The sequence below is a fragment of the Streptomyces sp. NPDC038200 genome, from assembly GCF_055600785.1.
This window is the reverse complement of record NZ_JBVJYH010000018.1, coordinates 76,418-101,928: the sequence shown is the minus strand read 5'-3', so window position 1 is coordinate 101,928 and position 25,511 is coordinate 76,418. Positions and strand designations below refer to the sequence as shown.

Here is a 25,511-nt window from a genome sequence, read left to right as displayed (position 1 = left end):
CGGGGCAGGACGGCTCCATGACCGACCTTCCCCAGGAGATCCGCGAGAGGTTCGAAGCCCCGGAGATCTGGTTCGTCGCCACGGTCGACGCCGACGGGGCGCCGCATGTCAGCCCGATGTGGGTCGGCCTCGAAGGCGACCTGGTCTTCTTCAACACCGCCGTCGGACGCGTGAAGGAGCGCAATCTGCGCCGCGATCCGCGCGTGTGCCTGTCCCACGCAGACCGGGCCGACCCCTACGACCGCGTCCAGATCCGCGGCCGGGTGGTCCGGTTCGTCGAGGGCCCGGAGGCCGACCGGAACATGGACCGGCTGGCGGCCCGCTACGTCGGCACCGAGCGGTTCGAGTGGGGGATCCCGGGCGAACGGCGCGTCGTCGTGTACGTCGAGCCGACCAAGGTACGGCACGTCACCGGCGTCGAACCCCTCCCGCCCGGCGCCCCCGGCGCGGGGACCCGGTCCGGGGCGGAGGAGTGAACCGCCCACCTTCCGGACCGTTCGCGCGGACGGAGCGCGTCCGGGCACGTCGTCCACCGACGCGCGGTGGGCGCGGGCCGGGCCCGTGACCGGCCGGACGGCCGCCGGGGCGCGCGTGGGTCGAAGGGCGCAATTCACGTGCCGCCGTGTCTGACCGCGCCGATCCAGGGCATTCGGTGTTGCGAATCGCCGTACGAACGGCCTTGTGGAAGGAGCCTCGCCATGCCCCAGGACTTCACCCCCGCGTACACCGTGCCCGGTATCGAGCGGGAGGAGGCCGGCCGTCTCATCGGCCTGCTGCGCACGAGGCTGCACGCGTTGAACGACCTGCACCTCACCCTCAAGCACGTGCACTGGAACGTCGTGGGACCCCACTTCATCGCCGTGCACGAGATGATCGACCCCCAGGTGGACCGGGTCCGTGAGATGGCCGACGACGTCGCCGAGCGCATCGCCGCGCTCGGGGGAGTCGCCCAGGGCACGCCGGGCGCGCTGGTGGCCGAGCGGAACTGGGAGGACTACTCCATCGGCCGGGCCGACGCGATCGCCCACCTCGGCGCCCTCGACCTCGTGTACACCGGGATCGTCGAGGACCTGCGCGCCACGATCAAGGTGGCCGGTGAGATCGACACCGCGACGGAGGACCTCCTCATCGAACAGCTGCGGGACCTGGAGCAGTTCCAGTGGTTCGTGCGCGCCCACCTGGAGAGTGCGGGCGGCAAGCTCGCGACCGCGGGAGCCCGCACCGAGGAGGAGGCGGCGGAGCGCGGCGACCGGATCGGCTGACGTCGTACGGCGCTGTGACGGCAGACGCGCGCGGGCGCGCCGCCGTCACAGCCGTCGCACCGCACACGGACGCGGCCCCGCCGCGACCAGTGAGCACCCCGGTAGGATGCGCCGGTGGACACGGAGACGAGCAACGGGCACTCGGCGCGGCGGAGCGGCGGGGACACCGGTGAGGCGTCCCGTGTCGCCGGCGCCCTGCACCCCGCGGCCGGCACCCCCGCCACCGGCGACCTCCCTCCCTTCTCGGGCGACCTGCCGGCTTTCGCGGTGCAACTGCGCCGGATGCACGGCGAGGTCGGCCGGGTCATCCAGCAGTACGCGGCCCGGCAGAATCTGCACGCCACCGACGTCCAGGCGCTGGCCGCCATCCTCGACGCGCCCGAACCGATGACCCCCGGCCGGCTCCGTGCCGTGCTCGGCCTCACCTCGGGCGCGGTCACCGCCTGCGTCGACCGGCTGGAGCGCGCCGGACACGTCCGCAGGGTCCGGGAGGACACCGATCGCCGGGTGGTGCACCTGCACTACGCCGCCGACGCCCGCGCCGCCGCCCGGACCCACTTCCGTCCGCTCGCCGACGCCCTGCGCCGGGCCGGGGCGGACTTCGACGAGCACGAGCTGACCGTGGCGCTGCGGTTCCTGACGGCGCTGAACGACGCCCTCGCCCAGGTGCCCGGGGAACCCGTCGGCCGCTGAGACGACCGGTCCCGCCCCAGGGTGGCGACGCCCGCATCCGACCGGGCGGCGCACGGGGAAGCGGTGGTGATCTCGCATTCCGTCTTCGGGCAAGATTAACTCAATCATTGAGATTGTTTATGGTCGAGATTCTCAAGCCTCCGCATCGAGGAGTCGCATGACGCCCCCGCCTCGCCGAGCCCGCAGGCTCGTGCCGCTCGCGCTGATCGCCGTATGGCTGGTGGCCGGAGCCCTCTTCGGGCCCTTCGCCGGACGACTCGGCGAGGTCGCCACCGACGACCGGGCCGCCTTCCTCCCGCGCAGCGCCGAGTCCACCCGTGTCCTGCGCGAGCAGTCCGCCTTCCAGCAGCGCGAGACCCTCCCGGTCATCGTGCTCTGGACCGCCGACGGCGGGGGGACCGTCGACGGGCGGCAGCGGCCGGCCACCGCGGCGGTGGCCACGCTCGCCGGTACACCGGGCACGGCCGGTTCTCCCTCCCCGGCCCTGCCCTCGCAGGACCGCGGCGCGCTCCAGGCCGTCGTACCCCTGCGCCCCGATCTCGGCGACCGGCTCGCGCCCACGCTGGAACGGGTGCGGGCGGCGGCCGAGAAGGTGCCCGGCACCCGGGTACGGTTGGCCGGGCCGGCCGCGACCCAGGCCGACCTGGCCGACGCCTTCTCCGGGATCGACGGGGTGCTGCTCGCCGTCGCGCTGGCCACCGTCCTGGTCATCCTGCTGCTGGTCTACCGCTCCCTGCTGCTGCCGCTCGCCGTCATCACCGGCGCGGTGTTCGCCCTGGGACTCGCCTGTGCCGTGGTCTACGTGCTGGCCGACCACGACCTCGTGCGCGTCGACGGGCAGGTGCAGGGCATCCTCTCGATCCTGGTCATCGGCGCCGCGACGGACTACGCGCTGCTGGTCACCGCGCGCTGCCGGGAGGAACTGGCCGCCGGCCGGGACCGCCGCGACGCCGCCCGCGCCGCCCTGCGCCGCTCGGCCCCGGCCGTCCTGGCCAGCGCCGGCACCGTCGCCCTCGGTCTCCTCGCCCTGCTGCTGAGCGACCTCACGAACAACCGGGCCCTCGGACCGGTCGGCGCCGTCGGCATCGCGTGCGCCGTCCTCAGCGCGCTCACCTTCCTGCCCGCCGTCCTGGCCGTCCTCGGCCGCCGCGCCTACTGGCCGGCGAGGCCCGAGAGCGGCACCGGTGCCACCGGGCTGTGGCAACGCGTCGCCCGCCTGGTCGACCGGGCGCCGCGCCGGGTCTGGGCGCTGACCCTGACCGGCCTGCTCGTCTGCTCGGCGGGCGCCTTCACCCTGGACTCGCGGGGCGTGCCGCTGAACGAGACGTTCGTGCGGGACGTGCCGTCCGTCGCCGCCGAGCAGACCCTGGCCAGGCACTTCCCGGCCGGCGCGGGCACCCCCATGGTGATCGTCACCGACGCCGACGCCGCCGACCGCGTACAACGCACGGCGCGCGACACCCCCGGCATCGCGGCGGTGACCGCCACCGGTGCGGGGGGCCGCCCGGCGGCCGAGCCACGGGTCGTGAACGGCCGGGTCGGGTTCGAGGCCACCGCGGAGGCGGCTCCCGACACGCAGGCCGCCCGGGACACCGTGGCCCGGCTGCGCACCGCGCTGCACGCGCTGCCCGGCGCGCACGCCCTCGTCGGCGGTTACACCGCTCAGCAGTACGACACCCTGCGCGCGGCCGAACGCGACCGCACGGTCATCGTCCCGGTGGTGCTAGCCGTCATCCTGACCATCCTCGTGCTGCTGCTGCGGTCCCTCGCGATGCCCGTCCTGCTGGTGCTGACCGTCGCGCTCAACTTCACCGCGACCCTCGGTGCGGCGGCACTGGTCTTCCGTGACCTGTTCGGTTTCAGCGGCACCGACCCGTCCGTGCCGTTGTACGGGTTCGTCTTCCTGGTCGCTCTCGGCGTCGACTACAACATCTTCCTGATGTCCCGGGTGCGCGAGGAGACCCTGCGCCACGGCACCCGCGAGGGTGTCCGGCGCGGGCTCGTCACCACCGGTGGGGTCATCACCTCCGCCGGCGTGGTGCTCGCCGCCACTTTCGCCGCGCTCGGTGTGATTCCGCTGGCGTTCCTGGTGCAGATCGCCTTCATCGTCGCCTTCGGAGTGCTGCTGGACACCCTGGTGGTGCGCTCCCTGCTGGTTCCGGCGCTGGTACGGGACGCCGGGGACCGCGTGTGGTGGCCCACCCGGCCCCGTGCCGGGGAGCGGGACGGCCGCCCACCGGCCTCGGCCGGCGACCCCGAGCGTTCCTTCGCGCAGGAAGGCGGCGCCTGACGGCCGTCGTCCGGCCCGGCGGCAGGCGCGGCGGCTGCGCGGTTGATTCGATGCAGAGTCGATGCGAGTTGCCGCCCCGCATGCGCGGGGCGGACGGTGGCCGTGAGGCAGGGAGCCGTCCCGCACAAGGAGCACCCGCATGACCGCACTCGCTGTGACCGAAGCCCCGACCGTCTCCGTGGCGGACCCGGGGGACGAACTCGCCCTGCGTTTCGCGGCCGGGGACGAAGGCAGCCTGGAGACGGTCTACCGCCGCTGGGCACCCCTCGTCCTCTCCCTGGCGCGGCAGTCGCTGGGCGACGGCGCCGAAGCCGAGGACGTCACCCAGACGGTGTTCCTCGCCGCCTGGCGCGGACGCCACGGCTACCGCCCCGGTCGCGGGCCGTTGCCCGCCTGGCTCGTGGGCATCGCCCGGCGCAAGATCGCCGACGCGCTGTCCGCCCGCACCCGGCGCACGGAGATCGCCGCGGCGGCCGCGGCACGCGAGTCGACCCGCCCCCCGGACCCGTCGTACGCGCAGGACGCCGTCCTCAACCGAGTGGACGTCACCCGGGAGCTGCGCCGCCTTCCCGAGGCCCAACGACGGGTGCTGTGCCTGGCCTTCTACGGTGACCTGACGCAGACGCAGATCGCCCATGTCACCGGTTGGCCGCTGGGGACGGTCAAGAGCCACGCCCGGCGCGGCCTGCTGCGCCTGGGCCGGAGCCTGGACGCCGGCGCCATGGCGCGGGCACGCTGACCGGACGGTTCGCGCACCGGCTGCCGGGACGGGACCGGACGCTGATCCGGCGCACCGGCGGCCCAGCCGGGGAGAGGAACGCATGACCGCCGTGAACTCCGCTGCGCAACCGCCGTCCGAGCCGCCCTCCGTGCCGGACGGTGCCGGTCTGACCACGGGCGTACTGGCCCGCTGCCTCGGCGTGTCACCCATGACCCTGCGCTCGTGGGACCGTCGCTACGGCATCGGACCGACCGCCCGCACCGAAGGCGGGCACCGCCGCTGGACGGCGGCGGACGTCGCGACCGTGGAGGAGATGTGCCGGCTGACGGCGACCGGCGTCCCGCCGGCCGACGCGGCCCGCGCCGCCCGCGCCGTCGCTCCGCCCCTCGCCCGCACCGCGGCTCCGCCGCCCCCACCGTCCGCGGGGCGGTCGCGGGCCGCCGGCGCACTGCCCCTGGGCGATGTGCGGCAGGAGTGCCGCGGCCTGGCTCACGCCGCCGTACGACTGGACGCTCCCGCCCTGGACGAGCAGCTCACCGCCGCCGTCGAACGCCACGGCCTCGCGGTCGCCTGGCAGGAGGTGATGGTCCCCACCCTGCACGCCGTCGGGCGCCGCTGGGCCTCCTCCGCCGACCAGTACGTCGAGGTGGAGCACCTCCTCGCCTGGCACGTCTCCACCGTGCTGCGCCGCAGCGCCCCGCCCGCCGTCCCCGTGCTCGCTCCGGCGGCCGGCTGCGTCCTGCTGGCCTGCGTGCCCGGCGAACAGCACACCCTGCCCTTGGAGGCGCTGCACGCGGCCCTCGGCCGCGAGGGTCTGCCGGTACGCATGCTGGGGGCCGCCGTGCCGGCCGAGGCGCTGGATGCGGCGGTGCGCAGGCTCGGCCCGGTCGCCGTCGTGCTGTGGGCCCAGGAAAGCGCACGGGCGGCCCCGGCCCTGGCCCGGCATGTGGCCGGGCTGCGCTGGGGCATGAAGGGGGCGCGTCGCGGACCCGCGGTGCTGCTGGGCGGCCCCGGCTGGAGCCGGACCCAGCCCGCCGGACTGCTCAGACCGGCCGGACTGCCGCAGGCCGTGAAGTCGCTGCGCGGGCTGTGCGCCGCCCGGTGAGGGGACGGGGCCGTGTGCCACCCCTGCGCCGTCCGTGACGCCGGGGTGCCGGAACCGGTCCGCCCGTCCCGCTACGGTGCCTCGCCCGCCCGGCGACGTGCCTGCCGCAGCACGTCGTCGAGATCGCCGAGCCGGTCCAGGCCCTGCACCGCGCGCCCCATGCGGGCGTTGTCGGCCAGCAGCCGCCGGTGCCGGTGCAGGAAGGCCCAGTACCCGGCGGTGTAGGGGCACGCGCGCGGGCCGGTGCGCTCGGTGGGCCGGTAGGCGCAACCGTCGCACAGGTCGCTCATGCGGTGGATGTAGGCGCCGCCCGAGGTGTACGGCTTGGTGGTCATCCGCCCGCCGTCCGCGTACTGGGACATGCCGACCACGTTCGGCACCATGACCCAGTCGTAGCCGTCGACGAAGCAGCGGTGGAACCAGTCGGTCACCGCGGCCGGGTCCCAGCCGCGCTGGAGGGCGTGGCTGCCGAGCACCATCAACCGGGGGATGTGGTGCGTCCACCCGGTGTCACGCACCTGGGCGAGCACGCCGGCCAGGCAGCGCGCGGTGACCGCGTCGGCGTCCAGCTCCGCGAAGTACGCCGGCAGCTGCGCCGTGTGCCCGAGCGCGTTGCCGTGCCGGTAGTCCTCGCCGAAGTGCCAGTACAACTGCCAGACGTACTCCCGCCAGCCGGCGACCTGCCGTACGAACCCCTCGGCGCTGCTCACCGGGACGGCACCCTCCCGCCAGGCGTGCTCGGCTCGCTCCACGCACTCCGCGGGGTGCAGCAGGCCCAGGTTCAGCGCGGGCGACAGCAGGCTGTGGCTCATCACCGGGTCACCGGCGAGCATCGCGTCCTCGTAGGGACCGAAGGAGGCCAGCCGGTGCTCCACGAAGCGGCGCAGGGCCGACAGCGCCTCCCGTCGGGTGGCCGGGAAGCGGCGGGGCCCGTCCCGGCCGACGAACCGCACCCCGTCCTCGCGTTCCCACCGGTCGAGGTCCTCCCGTACCTCGGCGTCGATGTCGTCCTCCCGGGGCCGGTGCGGCCCCGGGACGTCCAGTTCGCGGGCCCCACGCGGCGGGGGCTCGCGGTTGGCGTGGTCGTGGTTGAACCGGCCGCCGGCCGGGGCGTCGCCGTCCATCAGCAGGTCGTGCTCCTGGCGCACCCAGTGGTAGAAGTCCTCCTGGCGCAGCCGCCGCCCCCCGCGCCCCTCGGCCCAGGCGGCGAACGCGTCGTGCGCCACCAGGAAGCCCCGCGCGGGCAGCACGCGCACCCGCGGCAGCGACCGCACCAGCCGCAGCGCCGCGTACGAGGTGGGGTGGCACACCGTCACCGGCGCGTCGTCCACCGCGCGGTGCAGGCCCTCGCGGTAGGTCTCGGCCCGCACGTACGTCACCCGCTCGCCCAGCTCCGCCGCGCGGTGCCGCATCGCGGACAGCACCAGATGCGCCTTGGCGCGGTGGAAACGGCGGCGCCGGAAGACCGACCGCGCCTCGATCATCACCACGGGCGCCCCGCGGTCCGGCCCGTCCTCGCCGGCCGGCGTGAGGAAATGGGGGCCGAGCTGGTCGCCGAAGAGCCAGTGCGGGGTGGTCATGGCGGGGGAGCCTTCCGGGAGGTGGGGAGTGTGGCGTGCGGGGCGCACTCCACCGCGTCGGCACGGCGGGTGTCGCCCTCGTACCGGTTCACGCCCCGACCTCGCCGTCGCGCCCCGGCGTGCGGCCCGCCGCTCGTCTCCAGTGCCGCGACGATCCGGTCCGCGGCCTCGCCGACCGTCAGTCCCGGGGGCAGCCGGGGCGGGTCCCCGACGACCCGGCGCCCGGCGAACCCGGACTCCACATGGGGCAGCCGGACGTCGAGCACGGTGACGCCGGTTCGCCGCTGCTCGCGGCGGACGGCGGCGAGCCAGGCCGCGAGTGCCGACTTCGCCGCCGCGTAGTCGGCCATTCCGGCCGGTGGCGCGTCCACCACGACCCCGGTGACGGCGGCCAGCACGCCGGGCGCGGGTGTCTGGGCGAGAGCGGCACGCAGGAGGGCGAGGGGGGCGAGGGCATTGACCGTGAACAGGTGCTCGGCGACCGCGTCGGGCACCGAGTCCGCCGGGCCGAAGCCGGCCACTCCCACGCAGACGACCACCGCGTCCAGCCCGCCCAGCGTCTGGGCCGCCCAGCGCGGGGCGAGGGCGCAGCGATCCAGGTCGTAGGCGTCGAACCGGAGACGGGGTGCGTCCGCGCACGCCGCCGCCACGCGGTCCAGTGCCTCGGGGTCGCGTCCCGCGAGGGCGAGCCGGGCACCGCCGTCGTGCAGGCGGACGGCCAGTGCCGAACCGATCGCGCCGGTGGCCCCCGGCAGCAGGACACGGGCGCCGGTGATGTCCATACAGGTCCTCCTGATCGCGCGTCACCTCACCCGTACCGTCGGGTGCGGTCGGCCCGACGGCCGGGGGCCGAGCGGCTCGCCCCCGGTCGACGGGGACGTGGTGAGGGTCGCCCGCCGGGCGCGGTGGCGTGCGGCCAGCGCCTCCCGGGCCGCCTCGCGCGAGTGACGGCGGCGCCAGTACGGGTTGTCGTGCGGCAGTCCGCCCGAGACACGGCCGTACATGCCGAAGGTCAGGATCAGCAGTCCCATGACGAAGGAGAAGAGGACGTTGGCCATCCCGAAGTCCAGGACGTTCGCGGGCCGGTCCAGGAGGAACAGGTGGACGAAACCGCTGGCCAGGAACAGCGCACCGATGCACATGTTGAGGTTCGAGGCGAGGTTCCCGCCCACCACGCCCCCGGCCACCAGCACGAGTCCGAAGACCACGGAGACCGCGCTCAGCGCGCCGTTGGTGCTCAGGCCCGCGATGCGGGTGCCCTCCGTGGCGAAGGGGCTGAGCCGGTCGGCGAAGCCGAGCACGCCGAACACCAGCAGGATCACGCCGCACAACGAGGCGCCGTAGCGGTACACGGTGGCCAGCTTGTGATCCACGGGAAGCTCGTCACGAAGTCGCATGCCGGGGTCTCCTCAGCGGGCCTTGGCGGGCGGGCGCCGATCGCTCTGCCTCTGTCTGCCCCTCTCTTCCCGCCAAGCGTGGCGAACGGTTGCAGACGGGTGCGATCGTCATGCGGACGGCGTTCGGTGCTCTATTGCCCCAAGCTCGGGCAAATCTGTACACGTGTCTCCTTCGGTCGGTGGGCGCCGACGCCGGGTTCCCGACCGGGCTCGCGCTCGCGCCGCTCAGCCCGGGAAGCGGCCCGTCGAACGCAGTCGCCAGCGGCGTTCGGCGTAGGCCAGGTCGTCCCGCCACAGCCGTCCGGCCGCGGCGCGCACCAGGGGACGCAGCAGGGGCGCGGCCCGGCGGGCGGCGGCGAAGCCCGGGCGGTCCGAGGCGGCGACCACCGCCTCGACGACAGCGGTGCGGGGGCGGCCGGACTCGTCGGGGCCGAGCGGGGTGGCATGGGTCTCCACGACGGAGCCCACGCCTTCGCCCTCGGTGATGTGCATGACGACCGTCCGGGGTTCGGGCGCGGTGAAGACGGCACGGACCGGCACGACCAGCCGGCCCGCCACCTTGAAGGACAGCTCGACGGTGAAGGCGTCCGCGCCGTCGTCCGTCATGCCGGCCGCGCCGCCGGGCGCGTCCACCACCGTCAGGTCGACGAACGAGTACGGGTGGAACCACGCCCCGTGCCACGGATCGAGCCGGTTGGCCATCACGTCCTCGGGCTCGCAGACACCCACCCCGGTGTAGACGGCCGTCAGGGCGCGCGTGGGCTCGGGCCGCCGCGGTACGACCGGGGTGTCCGACGGCTCCTCCCCGCCCACCGTGTCCAGCCGCACCCACACCAGCACCCCGTCGTCGTGCACCGGCAGCGGCGACCAGCCCGCGTACGGGCCGCCGTCCAGGGCGAGTCCGTGCCAGTGGCACACCAGCGTGCCGCAGCGCACCGGACTGTCCCGCAGCGGCGCCCCCAGGTGCGGGCAGATCCCCGGTCCGCCGACGAGCCGCCCGCCGGGCCCGCGCCACACCACGACCTCCTGGTCCGCCACGGTTCGCGCCAGCTTGCCGTCCCCCCGCAGAGCGCGGGAGGCACCGACGACGTACCAGTTCCCGGACGGGCGGGCCTGCGCCCGCTTGAGCGCCCCCGCGATCACCGCCGGCCGCGCCTCGCGCCAGGTGGGCCGTTGACGCTCCCACGGCACGGCGTGGCGGCGCAGCGACAGGGGCAGGCGACGGCGGTTCACGCGACCTCCTCGGCGGAGCGGACGGCCGCCGCCGGCGAGGGCGCGGCCGCGGGCAGGGGGCGGGCGCCGGCGGGGGGCCGGCGTTCGGGCGCGGTCCGCGCACGCAGCCGCGCCGCCGCCACCCGGGCCAGCCCGTCGGCGGCGACCACCGCCCTGCGGCGCCGCGGCACCACCGACCGCCGGTGCAGCACGGCGTAGCCGTCGGCGGCGACGGCGTCCAGGATGCCGCCGTACAGGACGGCCGCGGTGCGGATGCAGGGCCGAGCCACCGGTTCGAGCAGCTCGATGCCGGGCACCGCCGCCCGGTACACGTCCCGGGTCAGTGCCTCGAACTCCGCGAGCGCGGCGGTGATCCGGCGGTCCCGGCGGCCCGTCGCGCGGCTCCAGACCAGCAGCTCCCGGTCCACGCCGTGACCGCGGAGCAGATCGGCGGGCAGGTAGACGCGCCCGCGGTCCAGGTCCTCGCCGACATCCCGCAGGAAGTTGCTGAGCTGGAAGGCGACGCCCAGCGCCGCGGCGTACGGCGCCGCCTCCTCCCGCGGTACCACCGTGCCCAGCACCGGCAGCATCTCCAGCCCGATCACCGCGGCCGAGCCGTGCATGTAGGCGCGCAGATCCGCGTAGGCGGGGTAGTCCGTCACGACCAGGTCGGAGCGCATCGCGGTCATGAAGTCCCGGAAGTGGGCGTGGTCGATGGCGTAGCGGCGGGCGGTGTCGGCGAGCGCGCGCACCACCGGCTCACCGCTGCCGCCCCGCCGCAGTCCCTCGTCCAGCTCGTCCTGAAGCCGGGTCAGCGCCCGCACCCGCGCCTCCGCTCCGGCGCCGGGGTCGAGCGAGTCGACGATGTCGTCGGCCCACCGGGCGAAACCGTACAGGGCGTGCACGGCGGGCCGGCGCTCGACCGGCAGCAGCCGGGTGGCGAGGAAGTAGGTCTTGCCGTGCCGGGCGTTGAGGGCGCGGCAGTGGCGGTAGGCCGCACGCAGGGCCGGATCCGTGATCCCCGCCGCGTCGAGCTCTCGATCGCTCATCCGGTCCTGCCTTCGCTCGCGGGGGCCGTGGGGTCGGTGACGGCGGCCGAAGGGTTGCCCGGCGGGGACTGCCGTGCCGCGCCGGGGGACTCCGGCGAAGTGGCCGACGGATCCTGCGGGGCGGCCGGGGAGCCGCGGGGCGTCTCCACCGCTCGCGGGACGGCCGCCGCCTCCCGGGAGCCGGCCCGGACCGCGGACGGGCCCGCGGAGGCCGAGCGAGCCCGAGCGCCGGCCGTCGTCGGACGGGTGGCGGCCACCGAGGGGTGCGAGCGGGCGGTCCGCCGTCCGGGTACGCCGGTCACACGGGCCGCGGCCAGCTTCCCCGACAGCAGTACGGTCGGCACGCCGACGCCGGGGGTGGTGCCGCAGCCGGCCAGTACCGCGTTCTCCGTGCCGCGCACCAGGTTGCGCGGCCGGAACGGGCCGGTCTGGGCGAAGGTGTGGGCGGCGGAGAAGGGCGTCCCGGCGGCGTGCCCCTGGGCGTGCCAGTCGGCCGGGGTGACCAGGCACTCCTCCTCGATGGCGGCTTCGACGCCGGCCAGTCCCCGCCGCTCCAGCTCCCGCAGCAGGGTGTCCCGGTAGCGGGGGCCCAGGTCGGACCAGGCCGCCGCGTGCGGGCCGATGTCGGTGTTGGGGCAGGGCGCGAGGATGTAGTGCAGATGGCGGCCCGGCGGCGCGAGGCCGGGGTCGGTGGCGGTGGGGCGGGTGATGAGCAGCGACGGGTCGCTCATCAGCCGTCCGGCGCGGGTGAGTTCGTCGAACGTGGTGTGCCACGCCGCGCCGAACGAGATCGTGTGGTGGGCGAGGTGGGGCCAGGTGCGGTCCGTGCCGGCGTGCAGCACCACCGCGGAGGGGGAATGGCGCAGCCCGAGCGGCCTGCGCGGCCGACGGCCCAACAGCCGGTAGGCGGCGGGCAGGTCCGGGGTGAGGACGACCGCGTCGCACGGGATGCGGCCGGCGTCGGTGACGACGGCCCTGATCCGCTCGCCCGACCGCTCCAGACGGGTGACCCGCTGCCCGAACCGGAGTTCGGCGCCCGCGTCGGCGGCGGCCTGCGCCATCGCCCGCGGAAGGGCGTGCATGCCGCCCCGGGGGAAGTACACACCGGCGACGGTGTCCATGTAGGCGATGACCGCGTAGGCGGCCAGCGCCCGCGCCGGGGGCACACCCGCGTAGAGGGCCTGGAAGGAGAACACCCGGCGCAGCCGCTCGTCGGTCAGGAAGCGGCCGATCCGGGCGTCGAGGCGACCGAAGCCGCCCAGCGCGGCCAGCCGGGCGAGGTCGGCGTCGAGCAGGCCGAGCGGCGAGTCGAAGTTGACGTCGATGAACCGGCGCATCTGAACCCGGTACAGCCGCTCCAGCCAGTCGCGCAGCCGCCGGTAGCCCGCCGCCTCGGCCGGCCCCGCGAACCGCTCCACCTCCGTGGCCATCGCGTCCGCGCCGGTGTGCACGTCGAGGCTGCTGCCGTCCGCGAAGCAGGCCCGGTAGGCCGGGTGGAGGGGGACCAGGTCGACCCGCTCGTACAGGCTGTCGCCGACGGCGGCGAACGCCTCGTCGGCCAGTTCCGGCATGGTCAGCACGGTGGGCCCGGTGTCGATCCGGTAGCCGGCCAGATCGAGGCGTCCGGCCCGGCCGCCGGGCAGCTCCTCGCGTTCGACGACGGTGACGCGGCGCCCGGCGCCCAGCAGGTGCAGGGCCGCCGACAGCCCGGCGAGTCCGGCGCCGACGACCACCACGTGGTCCGTGGGACCGGGCAGGGCTCGCGTCATCGGCCGGTCCCCTCGGAGCCGCCGGTCCCCGTCCCGCACGGATCGTGCGCGGGCCGCGGAGGTACGGCGGCGTCCCGGTCCGGCCGCGCCCCGGCCGCCGCGCGCAGCAGACCGCGCAGCGGGCCGGTGCCCTCCGGGTCGAGCAGGGCGCCGTCGAAGTGCCGCAGACCCTGCGCGGCAAGCCGTTCGATCTTGCTCTCCACGGTGGCGCGCGCCCCTGTCGCGATCAGCACGTCCCGCACCTCGTCCAGACCGCGCTCGGTGAGCGCCGCGTCGCCCAGCCACCGCTCCAGCACGGCGAGCGCGGCGCCGTCGCCGGCGGTCTCGGCCCGCGCGCGGGCGACCGCGACCAGATAGGTCGGCTTGCCCTCCCGGATGTCGCCGCCGCACGCCTTGCCGGTGTCCCGCGGATCACCGAAGACGTCGTCCAGATCGTCCCGCAGCTGGAACGCCATGCCGACGCAGCGTCCGGCGTCGGACAGCCGGCGCAGCGTCGCCTCGTCCGCGCCCGCCACGGCGGCCCCCAGGGCCAGGGGCCGTTCCACCGAGTACAGGGCGCTCTTCAGGCAGGCGGCGCGCAGCGCCCGGGGCAGGGACCGCGCGGCGGTGATCTGGCCCTGCACGTCCAGGTACTGACCCGCCACCATCTCCGTACGCATGTCGCTCCACAGCCGCCGCACCACCACCCCGGTCCAGGGCGCCAGCGGTGTCTCCGCCACCAGGTCGTCGGCCCAGGCCAGCGCCAGATCCCCGGCGAGGACCGCCGCCGACTGCCCGAACCGCCGGGCCCGCTCGGGCCCCACCCGGACGGCGTACCGATCCGCCACGTCCAGATGCAGCGCGGGGCGGCCGCGCCGCAGCGCCGCCCGGTCCATCACGTCGTCGTGGACGAGCGCGCAGGTCTGGAGCAGTTCCAGGGCGCCTCCGATCCGCAGGGCCGCTGCCGCGCACGCCGGATCCCGGCCGGCGCAGGCCCGCGAGGCCCACCACACCAACTGCGCGCGCGTGCGCTTTCCACCCTCCAGGGTGAAGCGCGCCACCCGTTCGGCCAACTCCTCGGCGAACAGCGGATCCGCCAGCCGGGCCCGGCGCAGGCGCTCCGCCAGCACCCGGTCGAGCATCCGGCCGACGGCGCCGGGCACGTCGACGTCGACCTGGCGCACCTCGGCGAACCCGGCGGGCAGCGGCCCGCTCGCCGCGGGCCACTTCGTCGCCGTGCCGTGTCCTGCGCCGTCGTCGGACACCGGCCTGCGCGGAAGTGACGCCGTGGGCGCCTCCGCCACGGACCCCTCCGTCACCGCGACCGAGCGCGGCAGCGCGGGGTGGTCCTTCGCGTGGGTGGGACGCATCCCGTTTCCCTCCGTGTCGTGTCCGTCGCTCTCGTCACCCGTCTGCTTCGGCGCGGTCGGCGCGGGCGGATGCACGAACGCCCCCTGCGATCGCGGCGACCGCCGGGGATCCGTCCCTTCCACGGTGCCGTGTCCGGCACTCGGGTGCTCGCCGTCAGGGGGTGTCCTGCATCCGCCGGGGTACACAATCCGGAAGACCAGGCCGGGACGTCCGGGAGCGGGCGCGGTGTGCCACTGACGCCGGGCCCGGCCGGGGCATCCCGTGTCCGTCACCGCCGCAGGCCCCCGTCGCCGTCACCGCCGCGGGATCCCGCAGCCGCAAGCCGCCAAGCAGACCGAGGAGAGGGAGGCGCCGTGCCGGAGACGGACGTTGCCGTCGTGGGGGCGGGCGCCGCCGGGCTGTCCCTGGCCCACCGGCTCGCCGGACACGTTCCCGGCCTGCGGACACCGTCCGTGGTGCTGGTGGACGCGCCGCCCGGTCCGCTACGGCCGCCACCGCGTACCTGGTGCCACTGGGCGGCGGGACCCGGGCGGTTCGACGCCGCGGTGCGCGCGGAGTGGCGGCGGCTGAGGGTGCGCCCGCGCACCGGCGCCCCGATCGAGGGGGACATCGCCCCGCTGCGGTACCGGATGATCCGCTCCGACGACTTCGAACGCATGGTCTGCCGGGACCTGGCCGGCAGCCCCAACGTCCGGCGGCTGGAAGCGACCGTCGAAACGGTGGAGGACGTACCCGGTGGCGCGCACGTCCATCTGAGGGACACCGACGGCCGGACGAGGGTGCTCAGCGCCCGCTGGGTGCTGGACTCCCGCCCCCCGGGCAGCCTGCCGGCCGCTCGCACCACCCTGCTGCAGCACTTTCACGGCTGGTTCGTGCGCACCGCCCGGCCCGCCTTCGACCCGGCCACCGCGGAGCTGATGGACTTCCGTACCCCGCAGCCCGCCCACGGCCTGTCCTTCGGCTACGTCCTGCCGCTCGGGCCGTACGAGGCGCTCGTGGAGTACACCGAGTTCTCCCCGCGCACCCTCACGCCGGACCGCTACGAGGCCGCCGTGCGGCATTACGCCGACCAGGTGCTGCGGCTCGGCGAACGGCAGGTCCTGGCCACCGAGACCGGTGTCATCCCGATGACCGACGCGCCGATCCCGCGGCAGGTCGGCGCCTCCGTCTTCCGCATCGGCGCGGCAGGCGGAGCGACCCGCCCCGCCACCGGCTACACCTTCGCCGGACTGCAGCGCCAGACCGAGGCCGTTGCCGACGCCCTGCGCCGCGGGCGCCGCCCGGTGCCGCCGGCCGCCCACTCGGCGCGCTCCCGCGCCATGGACGCCGTCCTGCTGCGGGCCCTGGACAGCGGCCGGGCCGACGGCCCGGAACTGTTCTGCCGCCTGTTCGCCCGCGTGCCCATGGCACGGCTGCTGCGCTTCCTCGACGAAGGCACCCGCCTGCACGAGGACTTGTCCATCGGCCTGCGTACGCCCGTCGGGCCGATGCTGCGCTCCGCCCTGGAACTGCCCCACCTGCCCCGCCGCCCCTTCGACCTGCCCGCCCCGCCACGGTTCTCGCCCCGCCCCGCCACCCCGCCGCCTGCCGCGCCGGGCCTGTCCACCCCGCCTCTCCCCCCGACGGAGACCGCATGACGCTGCTGCGCGACGAGCACCTCGCCGCCGCCTTCGACCACGCCTCCCGCAGCTACGACACGCTCGTGGCCGCCAACCCCGGCTACCACGCCCACCTGCGCCGCTCGGTGCGCCGGCTCGGCCTGCCCGGGCACGGGCAGGGGGTGCGCCTGCTCGACCTCGGCTGCGGCACCGGCGCCTCCACCGCCGCGCTGCGGTCCGTCCTGCCCGCCGCTGACATCACGGCCGTGGACGCCTCGGCCGGCATGCTCCGGCGGGCCGCGGCCAAGCCGTGGGCGGACGGGGTGAGGTTCGTGCACGCCCCCGCCGAGCGGCTGTCCGAGGCCGGGGTGCACGGCCCCTTCGACGCGGTCTTCGCGGCCTACCTCTTCCGCAACGTCGCCGACCCCGACGCCGTCCTCGCCCTCGTGCGCGGACTGCTGCGGCCGGGCGGCCGGCTCGGCGTGCACGAGTACACCCTGAGCGGGCGGCGCGCCGACCGCGCGGTGTGGACGCTGGTGTGCCGAGGCGCCGTACAGCCTGTCGCGACCCTGCTGGGGGACGGTCCGCTGTACCGGCACCTGTGGCGCAGCGTGGTGGAGTTCGACTCCGCCGGGCGGTTCGCGCGGCGGCTCGGCGCGGCCGGCTTCGACCAGGTCCGCACCCTGCCGCTGCCGGGCTGGCAGACGGGCATCACCCACACCTTCGTCGCCCGCCGGGCGCACGAGCCGAGGGGGAACGCATGAGGATCCCCCACCGGGGCGCCCCACACCGTGGCGCCGCACGCCGGGGACGCGACCGGCGGGCCCGGATCCTGCCGGCCCGGCCCGGCGCCCCCCGGGTACCGGGGACCCCGCCGTCGGTGGCGGTGGTCGGCGCGGGCATCGCCGGCCTGGCCGCCGCCACGGTCCTCGCCGAGCGCGGAGTCGCCGTCACCCTGTACGAGAAGCGGCCGTACCTCGGAGGGCGGGTCGGCGGATGGCCGACCGAACTGCGCGACGGCACCACAGCGACCATGAGCCGCGGCTTCCACGCGTTCTTCCGTCAGTACTACAACCTGCGCGGACTGCTCCGCCGGACCGACCCCGGCCTCCGACGGCTCACCGGCCTCCCCGACTACCCGCTGCTCCACGCCGACGGCCTCCGCGACAGTTTCCGGCACGTCCCGCGCACCCCGCCGTTCAGCGCCCTCGGCTTCGTCGCGCTCAGCCCCTCCTTCCGGCTCGCGGACCTGCGCGTCATGGACCCCGTGGCGGCCCTGCCGCTGCTCGACGTGCGCGTGCCCGAGGTGTACGACCGCCTGGACGACACCAGCGCCCACGACTTCCTGGACGCCGTGCGCTTCCCCGAAAGCGCCCGTCACCTGGCCTTCGAGGTGTTCTCCCGCAGCTTCTTCGCCGACCCGCGGGAGCTGTCTGCGGCCGAGATGGCGCTGATGTTCCACATCTACTTCCTCGGCTCCGCCGAAGGGCTGCTGTTCGACGTGCCCCGCGCCCCCTTCCCGTCCGCCCTGTGGGACCCGCTCGCCGGCTATCTGGCCCGGCACCACGCCGAGGTGCGGACCGGCACGGCCGTCGAGCACATCGCGCCCGCCCCGGACGACGGCCTCGTGGTCGCCTCCGACCGGGACGAGCGCCGTCACGACGGGGTCGTCCTCGCCCTGGACACCACCGGGCTGCGCTCGCTGGTCGCCCGCTGCGGACAGCTGGGCGACGCGCCCTGGCGCGAGCGGATCGGACGGCTGCGCACCGCCCCGCCCTTCCTGGTCAGCCGCCTGTGGCTGGACCGGCCCGTCGCACCCGACCGGCCCGGCTTCCTCGGCACCAGCGGCTTCGGCTCCCTCGACAACGTCAGCGTGCTCGAACGCTACGAGGCCGAGGCGGCCCGTTGGCACGCGCGCACCGGCGGCTCCGTCGTCGAACTGCACGCCTACGCCGTCCCGCCCGACGCCCCCCGGGACGTCGAGGAGAAGCGTCTCCTCGGCCAACTGCACCGCGTCTGCCCGGAGACCCGCACGGCCACGGTCGTCGAGGCCTGCCACGAATGGCACGACGACTGCCCCCTGTTCCCGGTGGGCGGCTACGGCGACCGCCCCACCGTTCGCACCCCGCACCCTCGACTGGTCGTCGCCGGCGACCTGGTCCGCACCGGCCTGCCCGTGGCGCTCATGGAACGGGCGGCGACGAGCGGCTTCCTCGCGGCCAACGCCCTGCTGGAGCAGTGGGGGGTGCGGGGGCAGACCCTGTGGACGGTGCCGGACCGCGGGCGGAGCGCGCTGCTCAGAACCCTGGCCGCGCAGGGGCGGACGCCCGCCGTCCGCGGCCGGCCGGGCTGAGGTGCCTCGCGGGACCGAGCCGGTCCCGCCGACCCGAACGGCGCCTTCGGCGACGAGGACGCCGCAAAGCCGAGGGGGGAGGGGAGAGCGGACCCGGTGACAGGACCCGCACGGGGAACCGGTGCCGGGCCCGCAGGGGTACCGGTGGCAGGTGACGAGGACGCAGGTAGGCCGCTGGGGGAGACCCGGTGGCAGGAGACGAGGACCATGAAGACAACCGGACGAGGGCTCGGCCGTCACGGCATCGCCCGCCCCCCGAGCCCCCACACCGGTGCCTCACCACTGCGCGGACGCGTAGCGGTCGTCACCGGAGCCGCCCGCGGTGTCGGCGCGGCCCTGGCCGCCGCGCTGTCCGAGGCCGGCATGCGGGTGGCGCTGCTCGGCCGGGAGGCGGACAGGCTGCGGGAGGCGGCGGCCGGGCTGCCCTCGCCCACCCTGTGCGTGGAGGCGGACGTCACCGACCCGGCCGCCCTGGACGCCGCCGCACGCGACGTCGAGGCACGGCTCGGCCCCGCCGACGTGGTCGTGGCCAACGCGGGCATCGCCGTCAGCGGGCCCTTCCGCGACACCGGAGCCGACCTGTGGCAGCGGGTCATCGACGTCAACCTGACCGGTGCGGCCAACACCGCCAGGGCCTTCCTGCCCCAACTCACCCGCACTCGCGGCTACTTCCTCCAGGTCGCCTCCACCGCCGCCTTCGGCTCCGCGCCCATGATGAGCGCCTACTGCGCCTCCAAGGCCGGCGCGGAGTCCTTCGCCCAGGCCCTGCGCTGCGAACTCGAACCCGACGGCATCGCCGTCGGCGTCGCCTACCTGCACTGGACCGGCACCGACATGATCGACGGCATCGACGACAACCCGGTGCTGCGGGCCCTGCGCGCACACCAGCCCCGGTTCGCCCGCCGCGTCCAGACCCCGGCGCGGGTGGCCGGCCTGCTCACCGCCGGCATCGCCCGCCGCGCCCCCCGCGTCTACGCGCCGCCCTGGCTGCGCTGGTGCCAGCCGCTGCGCCCCGTCTTCCCCGCCCTCGTGGGCCGTGTCTCCCGGCGCGAGCTGCGGCACCGGAGCGAGGCGGAGTTCGCAGCCGGTACCGGCGTCCTGGGCGCGGGCGGCCTCGCCGACTGGAACGCGCGCCGCTCCGCGACGCGTCCGCGGCGGGGCGGCCGGGCAGACTGACCCGCAGGGAGCCGGCGGACCGGTGCGCAGCCGAAAGCCGATCGTCCCGGGCTGCGACGTACGGTCGGAGCATGAAGACGACCTCGGAGGCCCGGCCGACATCGGTCAGACCGGCGAGGAGTCCTGGCACGTCCTCGCCGACCCCGAGGGCAATGAGTTCTGTCTGTTCAAGGCCCGCCTCAACCCACTCTGACGGCTCCGTGTCACCTGAGGCGGCCACCTGCCCGCCGGGGCCCGCCCCGAGGACGACGACGCCGAAGTCGGTGTCCGTCCTCGCCGCTCCCACGCTGTCCGCGGGCACCGATCACACAGTCGGCTCCAGCAACGGCACGTGAGGTACGGGGGAGGGGCGGGCTCGTTCCCGTACGCGAAACCGGTCGCAGCGGCGGAGCGGTGCGGCGCGGCCTGGTGCTGACTCCCCGGGAGACCTTCCGCGCGGCGGTGTCGCCCCCGGACACAACTCATTCGTTGCCGTAGGCCCGCAGAAACGTGTCCACGGCCGCGTCCGCCAGGTCGCGCAGCTCGGCGGCGGGGACGCGGCGGGTCCCCAGCCCGGAGCGTGCCTCCAAGGGACCGGTGAGCAGGGCGAGGAACTGTTCGGCGGCCTGCTCCGGGTCGCACCGGCGCAGCCGCCCGTCGAGCGACAGGCGGGCCAGCCGATCGGCGAACGCCGTGCGGGGGCGGTGCGCGGTGCGCTCCTGCACGGTCTCGACCAGGTCGGGAAACGCAGCCACCTGGGAATACGTCAACCAGCGCAGCGACCGGGCGCGTGGGTCGCAGCAGATCCGCAGCAGGCGCCGGGCGATGTCCGTGAGCGCCGCCCTGAGGTCGTCGTCCGGGGCCAGGTCGCGCAGCCGCTCGACGACCGCGAGGATCTCCGTTGTCAGAGCGTCGGCCGCCGCCTCGACGGTGTGACGGAAAAGGGTCTCCTTGTCGTTCAGGTGGCTGTAGACCGTCGGTTTGGCGACGTGCGCCTCTTCCGCGATCTCCTGCACGCACGCCTGCGCGTAGCCGCGCCGCGCGAACACGGTGAAGGCGGCGTCCAGGATCGCCTGCCGCTTGTCGGCGCGCCCACGCCCCGTTCCCCTGGCGCCACTTGACGCAACTGAACTCATGGGTTCAGTCTAATCCTTGAACCGATCGGGACGCTTTACTGAACCAGTGGGTTCAGAAGAGCCCATGGGGAGGGACCAGGACCGTGATCGTTCACCTGCTGCGCTTCGCCTTCAAGGACGGTACGACCGAGGAGCAGAAGGACCGGGTGCTCACGCTGATGCGGCGGACGGCGTCCGTGGAGTCCGTGTCGTTCGCGACGGTCGGGCAGAGCCTGGGCGACCCCGCGGAGGGCTTCACCCATGCCTACTGCGTGGGCATCGAGGACCTGGCCGCCCTGGAGCGGTACATGCACGACCCGGTCCACCTGGCGGGTGACGACGACATCCTCCCGCACCTGGCCCGGATCGCGATCGGCCCCGATCTCTCCGACGACCCCGACCCGCTGCTCGGCGACAAGATCATGGCGCTGCACGAGCGGAAGACGGCGATGTACCCGGAGTGGGCCGCCCGACTCGCACCACTTGTGGACATCAGGGTCGCGTAGCGCGGGCCAGGCCGGCCCCCAGCGCTGCACGACGGACGGCCGTCGAGGTCCACTCCCGAGTGGGTGGGCTCGGCGGCCGTCCCGCTGCACAGCATCACCCGCCGCGCGGGTTCTACCGGGGCGCGACCGAGTGAACGAGGTCGATCCCCCGGCCGAGGTTCCCGATGCGGGCCTCCAGGGTGTCCCCGGCGGGGTACAGGCGTACGGTGTCCACGCCCGCCTCCTGCCAGACCTTCAGGCGGTCGCGGATCATGTCCTCGGTGCCGATCAGGGTGGTGGCCAGGACCATCTCGTCGGTGATCAACCCGGCGGCGCCGTCACGGTCACCCGCCTGCCAGCGTTCCCGCACCTGGGCGGCCGCGTCGGCCCATCCCTGTCGGCTGTAGGCGTTGTTGTAGAAGTTGGTGGAGCCGGAACCCATGCCGCCCAGGGAGAAGGCCAGCTCCCTCTTGCGGCTGCCGACGATGTCGGCGAGGTCGCCTTCGTCGGCCACGATGTTGATCTCGGCTCCCTGGCAGACGTCGAGCTCTGCCCGGGTGCGGCCGGCGCGGGCGAGCCCGGTGTCGAGATGGGTGAAGTAGGCGTCGGCCCCTTCCGGGACGAAGCTCGTGCCGAGCCAGCCGTCGGCGAGCTCGCCGGTGAGTTCCAGCATCTTCGGTGACAGAGTGGCGAGGTACACCGGGACGGACACCGGCGCGAGGCTGAGCCGCATGGGGCGACCCTCGCCGTCGGGCAGCGGGATGGTGAACTGGCGGCCCCGGTAGGCGATCTTCTCCCCGGTGAAGGCACTGCGCACGATCTCGACCGTCTCCCGCATCCGGGTCAGCGGGCGGCTGAACGGGATGCCGTGCAGGCCCTCGATGACCTGGGGTCCGGACGCGCCCAGCCCCAGAAGGAAGCGGCCCTCGGAGAGCTGGGCGAGGGTCATCGCGGTCTGGGCGATGGTCACGGGGGAGCGGGTGGCGAGCTGGATGACGCCGGAACCCAACAGCATCCGGTGGGTGCGTGCGGCCAGGTACCCGAGCGGCGAGGGAGCGTCGCTGCCCCAGGCCTCGGCCATCCAGCAGATGTCCAGCCCCAGCTTCTCGGCCTCCAGGACGAAGTCGACGGTCTCCCGCCAGGCGCCGCCGCCCGATGCCTCGATGGTGGTCGCGGTGCGCATCACTTCTCCTGTTCCGCGAGGTGCTTGAGGGCGGCGAGGTTGGCCTTCATCCCGGTCTCGAACTCCCGGAGCCTGACGAAGACGATCTTCTGCTCCTTGTCGGGCATGGCGTCGATGGCGAAGGTCAGCCCGGAAGGCGCCGGCCCCATCTGCGCCCACTGCTCCAGCACCGTCCCCGCGTCCCGCCGGGTCAGCGTGAAACGCCACACGCTGGAGGGGCGGTCAGGGTCGCCCACCGCCCAGCCGAAGCGCTGCGGGGCCGCACAGTCCACGACAGTGCTGATCGTCTCCCAGGTGCCCAAGGAGGGATGGGCACTGCGCCCGATGAAGCGCCCTCCCGGCCGCGGGGCGGTCACTCCGTCCAGCCACTCCACCTCCTGAAGCTCGGAACTCAGCCGTGGCATCAGGTGGATATCGCTCACCAGCGCCCACACCCGCTCCACCGGGGCGTCGATGTACGTGCTCACGGACACCGTCGGGGCGTCCGCGTAGACCTGTCCCGTCCATTCCACGGTGATGTGCCTCCTCCTCAGTCTTGACGTGCATAGTTGCGTATTGAGACTGACCCCCGCAAGGTCCGGAGTCGGGCATTTGCCTGCTGAGTTTCAAGAAGAGACCCGTATCATCGGGGCATGAGGCGTACGACGTTCGCGAACTGGCCCTGCTCGGTCGCCCGGAGCATGGATCTGCTCGGAGACCGGTGGACCCCTCTGGTGCTGCGGGAGGCGTTCTACGGCATCCGGAGGTTCGACGACTTCCAGCAGGAACTGGGCATCGCCCGCAACACCCTGGCCGAACGCCTCCGCCGCCTGGTCGACGCGGGCCTCCTGGAGAAGCGCGTCTACGAGACCCAGCCGCTCCGGCACGAGTACCTGCTCACCGAGTCGGGCCGCGACTTCTTTCCCGTGATCCTGGCCATCACCGCCTGGGGCGACCGGTGGCTCGCCGGGGAGGCGGGGGCCCCGGTCGCCGCCCGCCATGAGCCCTGCGGTCACGACACCCGCGCCGAGGTGGTCTGCTCCCACTGCAAGGAGCCGCTCACCTGGGAAGACGTCACTCCGCGGCCCGGCCCGGGCTACCCGCCCAAACTGCTCGACCGCCCGGACGTCCGCCGACGGTTCCGGCTCGACGCCCCGGAGGAACCCCGGTCCGTGTCGTCCTGACGCGTCCGATTCCCGCAGAGCGGCGGAGAACCCGGCATCCACTGCCGCGCGTACCCCCGGAGCAGCGGAGTCGACGGTGGCGCCGGGCAGCCGGGCAAGGAAACCGGGCCGTGGCGTCAGCGGTCGGAGTCGGCAGCCGTGGTGGCTCGCCACAGGTCGCGCAGCAGCGCCCGCTCGGCACTCACACTCCGGTCCTCGGCGATTCAGCGGCTCTGCTCACCTGGAAGGTCCGTACCGGATTCGACAAGTGATGAAAGGAAGGGGGCGGTACAGCCCATGCGATGGATCAGTGCTCGAACGCACTGACCGGCCGGACCCGTGACTCCCCTGAACTTCAACGATTTCGGCTTCAGTTGTTGACGTCGGATACCGGTACGACTACAACGCGGAGAGAGCGCTCTCACGCCTGCTGTTGCTCCTGACCCCCCGCACGCCGAACCGGCTTGAGGAGATCGTGCATGCAGACTCTTGCCAGCGCACCCGCGTCCAGACCAGCCGCCGACACGGCCCGCTCCCGCACCGCTCTCGGCCTGGTCGTGATCCTGATCGCGGCCTGCTTCGCCGTCCTGACACCGTCGCCCGCGCGCGCCGCCGACCAACTGCTGTCCCAGGGCCGGCCCGCCACGGCTTCCTCCGTCGAGAGCGGGGCGTTCGCCGCGGGCGCGGCCGTCGACGGGAACACCGGCACCCGCTGGTCCTCCGCCTTCGCCGACCCGCAGTGGCTCCAGGTGGATCTCGGCTCCGTCCAGCAACTCACGCGCGTCAGCCTGAACTGGGAGGCCGCCTACGCCAAGGCCTTCCAGATCCAGACGTCCAGCGACGCGCAGAACTGGACCACGCTCTACTCGACCACCACGGGCACGGGCGGCACCCAGGAGCTCGGCATCGCCGGCAGCGGCCGTTACGTCCGCGTCCACGGAACCACGCGAGCGACCCAGTACGGCTACTCCCTGTGGGAGTTCCAGGTCTACGGCCCCGGCGGTGGCACCGTCCCGCCGGACGACTTCTGGGGCAGCACCAGCGACATACCCCCCGCGACCAACGCGGTGGAGGTGAAGATCCTCAACCGCACCAACGGCAAGTACCCCGATAGCCAGGTGTACTGGAGCTTCAACGGCCAGGTCCACTCCATCGCCGAACAGCCCTACCTCGACATGCCGGCGAACTCGGCGGGCCGCATGTACTTCTACCTCGGCTCACCCAACAGCCCGTACTACGACTTCATCGAGTTCACGGTCGGCAACAACGTCTTCAACGGCAACACCACCCGAGTCGACGCCTTCGGCCTCAAACTGGCCATGCGCCTGCACAGCAGGGACGGCTACGACACCGAAGTCGGCGAGAACCGGCAGACCTTCGCCGAGGACCGCGCGGCCACCTTCCAGCGCTTCACCAACGCGGTACCGGACCAGTTCAAGGTGCTGGCCCAGACCCAGGCCCCGTACCGGATCATCGCGCCCGGCAGTGACCCGAGTTTCCGGGCGGGCGGCGCCCACGCGAACTACTTCACCTCGTACGCCCAGTCGGTCGGCGTCAACGCGGCCACCTCCGACATCTTCGGCTGCGCGGCGGCGCTGGCCGCCAACCCCGACATGTGCGCCGCCCTCAACCGCCATGTGGCCACGCTGCCCGCCTCGCAGCAGGCCGACCCGGCGCAGTACTACAAGGCGGCGCCCGCGAACCACTACGCCAAGTTCTGGCACGACAACGCCATCAACCACCTCGCCTACGGCTTCCCCTACGACGATGTCGCGGGTCAGTCGTCCTTCATCTCCCATGCGAACCCGCAGTGGCTGATGGTGGCCGTCGGCTGGTAGCCGTCCTTAAGCCGCTCAGACCTTCGCGCCCCGGTCCGCTCGGTGCCCCACCGAGCGGACCGGGGCGCGTGGGCTCGAAGCCTGCCGGGGCGCGCGATCGGCGGCCCGTGCGGTGGCTCTCGGATGAGTGGTCAACCTGTGTGTTCACTTCGCCACTTGACGGGAGCCCCGCTGTATCCGCCCTCGGGGTGATCACCGCGGACCGCCCGCGGTG

At 74.4% G+C, this 25,511-nt stretch carries 24 protein-coding genes and 1 pseudogene; 15 read left to right on the top strand and 10 right to left on the bottom strand.

Going from position 1 to position 25,511, the window contains the following annotated elements:
- The first annotated feature begins 17 nt into the window (after positions 1-17).
- From ACZ7KF_RS30675 to ACZ7KF_RS30650, 6 genes are all read left to right on the top strand, one after another.
- Positions 18-476, top strand: a complete 459-nt coding sequence (locus ACZ7KF_RS30675; RefSeq protein ID WP_471082090.1) for a PPOX class F420-dependent oxidoreductase — start codon at positions 18-20, stop codon at positions 474-476.
- Between the two features lie 222 nt (positions 477-698).
- Positions 699-1,262 (top strand): Dps family protein, encoded by a 564-nt coding sequence (locus tag ACZ7KF_RS30670; RefSeq protein WP_471082087.1) that lies wholly within the window; start codon positions 699-701, stop codon positions 1,260-1,262.
- A 195-nt stretch (positions 1,263-1,457) separates the two neighbouring features.
- A complete protein-coding gene (locus tag ACZ7KF_RS30665; RefSeq protein WP_471082315.1) occupies positions 1,458-1,955 on the top strand; it encodes a MarR family winged helix-turn-helix transcriptional regulator in 498 nt (165 codons plus the stop codon).
- Between the two features lie 157 nt (positions 1,956-2,112).
- The gene (locus ACZ7KF_RS30660) at positions 2,113-4,245 is read left to right on the top strand and encodes an MMPL family transporter (RefSeq protein ID WP_471082084.1); all 2,133 of its coding nucleotides are present in this window, start codon (positions 2,113-2,115) and stop codon (positions 4,243-4,245) included.
- Between the two features lie 139 nt (positions 4,246-4,384).
- On the top strand, positions 4,385-4,984 hold the full coding sequence (locus ACZ7KF_RS30655; RefSeq protein WP_471082081.1) for an RNA polymerase sigma factor: 600 nt from the start codon (positions 4,385-4,387) through the stop codon (positions 4,982-4,984).
- An 82-nt stretch (positions 4,985-5,066) separates the two neighbouring features.
- On the top strand, positions 5,067-6,071 hold the full coding sequence (locus tag ACZ7KF_RS30650; protein WP_471082079.1) for a MerR family transcriptional regulator: 1,005 nt from the start codon (positions 5,067-5,069) through the stop codon (positions 6,069-6,071).
- Positions 6,072-6,142: 71 nt separating this feature from the next.
- On the opposite strand, the gene ACZ7KF_RS30645 is transcribed toward ACZ7KF_RS30650, so the two are convergent.
- The 7 genes from ACZ7KF_RS30645 to ACZ7KF_RS30615 all read right to left on the bottom strand — a co-directional run bounded on the left by ACZ7KF_RS30645 (position 6,143) and on the right by ACZ7KF_RS30615 (position 14,427).
- The gene (locus tag ACZ7KF_RS30645) at positions 6,143-7,651 is read right to left on the bottom strand and encodes a cryptochrome/photolyase family protein (RefSeq protein ID WP_471082076.1); all 1,509 of its coding nucleotides are present in this window, start codon (positions 7,649-7,651) and stop codon (positions 6,143-6,145) included.
- Positions 7,648-8,433: an SDR family NAD(P)-dependent oxidoreductase gene (locus tag ACZ7KF_RS30640; protein ID WP_471082073.1), complete on the bottom strand. Its 786-nt coding sequence runs from the start codon at positions 8,431-8,433 to the stop codon at positions 7,648-7,650. The genes ACZ7KF_RS30645 and ACZ7KF_RS30640 overlap by 4 nt, the downstream gene beginning before the upstream one ends.
- A 21-nt stretch (positions 8,434-8,454) precedes the next feature.
- Positions 8,455-9,048, bottom strand: a complete 594-nt coding sequence (locus ACZ7KF_RS30635) for a DUF4383 domain-containing protein (protein WP_471082070.1) — start codon at positions 9,046-9,048, stop codon at positions 8,455-8,457.
- A 225-nt stretch (positions 9,049-9,273) separates the two neighbouring features.
- Positions 9,274-10,281 (bottom strand): DUF5914 domain-containing protein, encoded by a 1,008-nt coding sequence (locus tag ACZ7KF_RS30630; RefSeq protein WP_471082067.1) that lies wholly within the window; start codon positions 10,279-10,281, stop codon positions 9,274-9,276.
- On the bottom strand, positions 10,278-11,309 hold the full coding sequence (locus tag ACZ7KF_RS30625; protein ID WP_471082064.1) for a phytoene/squalene synthase family protein: 1,032 nt from the start codon (positions 11,307-11,309) through the stop codon (positions 10,278-10,280). Before ACZ7KF_RS30625 ends, ACZ7KF_RS30630 begins: the two co-directional genes overlap by 4 nt.
- Positions 11,306-13,078, bottom strand: a complete 1,773-nt coding sequence (gene crtI, locus ACZ7KF_RS30620) for a phytoene desaturase family protein (protein ID WP_471082061.1) — start codon at positions 13,076-13,078, stop codon at positions 11,306-11,308. The genes ACZ7KF_RS30625 and crtI overlap by 4 nt, the downstream gene beginning before the upstream one ends.
- A complete protein-coding gene (locus ACZ7KF_RS30615) occupies positions 13,075-14,427 on the bottom strand; it encodes a polyprenyl synthetase family protein (protein ID WP_471082058.1) in 1,353 nt (450 codons plus the stop codon). Before ACZ7KF_RS30615 ends, crtI begins: the two co-directional genes overlap by 4 nt.
- Before the next feature lie 354 nt (positions 14,428-14,781).
- On the opposite strand from ACZ7KF_RS30615, the gene ACZ7KF_RS30610 reads away from it, so the two are divergent.
- The 5 genes and pseudogenes from ACZ7KF_RS30610 to ACZ7KF_RS30590 all read left to right on the top strand — a co-directional run.
- On the top strand, positions 14,782-16,065 hold the full coding sequence (locus ACZ7KF_RS30610) for a lycopene cyclase family protein (protein WP_471082055.1): 1,284 nt from the start codon (positions 14,782-14,784) through the stop codon (positions 16,063-16,065).
- Entirely contained in the window at positions 16,062-16,790 is a 729-nt protein-coding gene (locus tag ACZ7KF_RS30605) for a methyltransferase domain-containing protein (protein ID WP_471082052.1), read from the top strand. The genes ACZ7KF_RS30610 and ACZ7KF_RS30605 overlap by 4 nt, the downstream gene beginning before the upstream one ends.
- Positions 16,787-18,379 carry an FAD-dependent oxidoreductase gene (locus tag ACZ7KF_RS30600; protein ID WP_471082050.1) on the top strand — a complete coding sequence of 531 codons (1,593 nt, stop codon included), beginning with the start codon at positions 16,787-16,789 and terminating at the stop codon, positions 18,377-18,379. The genes ACZ7KF_RS30605 and ACZ7KF_RS30600 overlap by 4 nt, the downstream gene beginning before the upstream one ends.
- Positions 18,380-18,586: 207 nt before the next feature.
- Positions 18,587-19,555: an SDR family oxidoreductase gene (locus ACZ7KF_RS30595; RefSeq protein WP_471082047.1), complete on the top strand. Its 969-nt coding sequence runs from the start codon at positions 18,587-18,589 to the stop codon at positions 19,553-19,555.
- 91 nt (positions 19,556-19,646) lie between these two features.
- Positions 19,647-19,748, top strand: a pseudogene (locus ACZ7KF_RS30590) (VOC family protein); the annotation flags it as partial.
- A 268-nt stretch (positions 19,749-20,016) separates the two neighbouring features.
- Here the strand turns inward: ACZ7KF_RS30590 and ACZ7KF_RS30585 are convergent.
- The gene (locus ACZ7KF_RS30585; protein WP_471082044.1) at positions 20,017-20,670 is read right to left on the bottom strand and encodes a TetR/AcrR family transcriptional regulator; all 654 of its coding nucleotides are present in this window, start codon (positions 20,668-20,670) and stop codon (positions 20,017-20,019) included.
- An 83-nt stretch (positions 20,671-20,753) separates the two neighbouring features.
- On the opposite strand from ACZ7KF_RS30585, the gene ACZ7KF_RS30580 reads away from it, so the two are divergent.
- The gene (locus ACZ7KF_RS30580) at positions 20,754-21,155 is read left to right on the top strand and encodes a Dabb family protein (RefSeq protein WP_471082041.1); all 402 of its coding nucleotides are present in this window, start codon (positions 20,754-20,756) and stop codon (positions 21,153-21,155) included.
- Between the two features lie 112 nt (positions 21,156-21,267).
- Here ACZ7KF_RS30580 and ACZ7KF_RS30575 read toward each other — a convergent pair whose 3' ends face one another.
- Together ACZ7KF_RS30575 and ACZ7KF_RS30570 are read right to left on the bottom strand one after the other, a co-directional pair.
- On the bottom strand, positions 21,268-22,317 hold the full coding sequence (locus tag ACZ7KF_RS30575) for an LLM class flavin-dependent oxidoreductase (protein ID WP_471082039.1): 1,050 nt from the start codon (positions 22,315-22,317) through the stop codon (positions 21,268-21,270).
- A complete protein-coding gene (locus ACZ7KF_RS30570; RefSeq protein WP_471082036.1) occupies positions 22,317-22,829 on the bottom strand; it encodes an SRPBCC family protein in 513 nt (170 codons plus the stop codon). Before ACZ7KF_RS30570 ends, ACZ7KF_RS30575 begins: the two co-directional genes overlap by 1 nt.
- Positions 22,830-22,949: 120 nt before the next feature.
- On the opposite strand from ACZ7KF_RS30570, the gene ACZ7KF_RS30565 reads away from it, so the two are divergent.
- From ACZ7KF_RS30565 to ACZ7KF_RS30555, 3 genes are all read left to right on the top strand, one after another.
- The gene (locus ACZ7KF_RS30565) at positions 22,950-23,480 is read left to right on the top strand and encodes a winged helix-turn-helix transcriptional regulator (RefSeq protein ID WP_471082033.1); all 531 of its coding nucleotides are present in this window, start codon (positions 22,950-22,952) and stop codon (positions 23,478-23,480) included.
- Between the two features lie 110 nt (positions 23,481-23,590).
- Positions 23,591-23,731 (top strand): hypothetical protein, encoded by a 141-nt coding sequence (locus ACZ7KF_RS30560; RefSeq protein ID WP_471082030.1) that lies wholly within the window; start codon positions 23,591-23,593, stop codon positions 23,729-23,731.
- 207 nt (positions 23,732-23,938) lie between these two features.
- Positions 23,939-25,297, top strand: a complete 1,359-nt coding sequence (locus ACZ7KF_RS30555; protein ID WP_471082027.1) for a beta-1,3-glucanase family protein — start codon at positions 23,939-23,941, stop codon at positions 25,295-25,297.
- Positions 25,298-25,511 lie beyond the last annotated feature (214 nt).

Coding starts and splice junctions, on each gene's coding strand:
- ACZ7KF_RS30675 (WP_471082090.1), top strand. CDS start 18: ATGACCGACCTTCCCCAGGAGATCCGCGAGAGGTTCGAAGCCCCGGAG.
- ACZ7KF_RS30670 (WP_471082087.1), top strand. CDS start 699: ATGCCCCAGGACTTCACCCCCGCGTACACCGTGCCCGGTATCGAGCGG.
- ACZ7KF_RS30660 (WP_471082084.1), top strand. CDS start 2,113: ATGACGCCCCCGCCTCGCCGAGCCCGCAGGCTCGTGCCGCTCGCGCTG.
- ACZ7KF_RS30655 (WP_471082081.1), top strand. CDS start 4,385: ATGACCGCACTCGCTGTGACCGAAGCCCCGACCGTCTCCGTGGCGGAC.
- ACZ7KF_RS30650 (WP_471082079.1), top strand. CDS start 5,067: ATGACCGCCGTGAACTCCGCTGCGCAACCGCCGTCCGAGCCGCCCTCC.
- ACZ7KF_RS30645 (WP_471082076.1), bottom strand. CDS start 7,651: ATGACCACCCCGCACTGGCTCTTCGGCGACCAGCTCGGCCCCCATTTC.
- ACZ7KF_RS30640 (WP_471082073.1), bottom strand. CDS start 8,433: ATGGACATCACCGGCGCCCGTGTCCTGCTGCCGGGGGCCACCGGCGCG.
- ACZ7KF_RS30635 (WP_471082070.1), bottom strand. CDS start 9,048: ATGCGACTTCGTGACGAGCTTCCCGTGGATCACAAGCTGGCCACCGTG.
- ACZ7KF_RS30625 (WP_471082064.1), bottom strand. CDS start 11,309: ATGAGCGATCGAGAGCTCGACGCGGCGGGGATCACGGATCCGGCCCTG.
- crtI (WP_471082061.1), bottom strand. CDS start 13,078: ATGACGCGAGCCCTGCCCGGTCCCACGGACCACGTGGTGGTCGTCGGC.
- ACZ7KF_RS30615 (WP_471082058.1), bottom strand. CDS start 14,427: ATGCGTCCCACCCACGCGAAGGACCACCCCGCGCTGCCGCGCTCGGTC.
- ACZ7KF_RS30605 (WP_471082052.1), top strand. CDS start 16,062: ATGACGCTGCTGCGCGACGAGCACCTCGCCGCCGCCTTCGACCACGCC.
- ACZ7KF_RS30600 (WP_471082050.1), top strand. CDS start 16,787: ATGAGGATCCCCCACCGGGGCGCCCCACACCGTGGCGCCGCACGCCGG.
- ACZ7KF_RS30595 (WP_471082047.1), top strand. CDS start 18,587: ATGAAGACAACCGGACGAGGGCTCGGCCGTCACGGCATCGCCCGCCCC.
- ACZ7KF_RS30585 (WP_471082044.1), bottom strand. CDS start 20,670: ATGAGTTCAGTTGCGTCAAGTGGCGCCAGGGGAACGGGGCGTGGGCGC.
- ACZ7KF_RS30575 (WP_471082039.1), bottom strand. CDS start 22,317: ATGCGCACCGCGACCACCATCGAGGCATCGGGCGGCGGCGCCTGGCGG.
- ACZ7KF_RS30565 (WP_471082033.1), top strand. CDS start 22,950: ATGAGGCGTACGACGTTCGCGAACTGGCCCTGCTCGGTCGCCCGGAGC.
- ACZ7KF_RS30555 (WP_471082027.1), top strand. CDS start 23,939: ATGCAGACTCTTGCCAGCGCACCCGCGTCCAGACCAGCCGCCGACACG.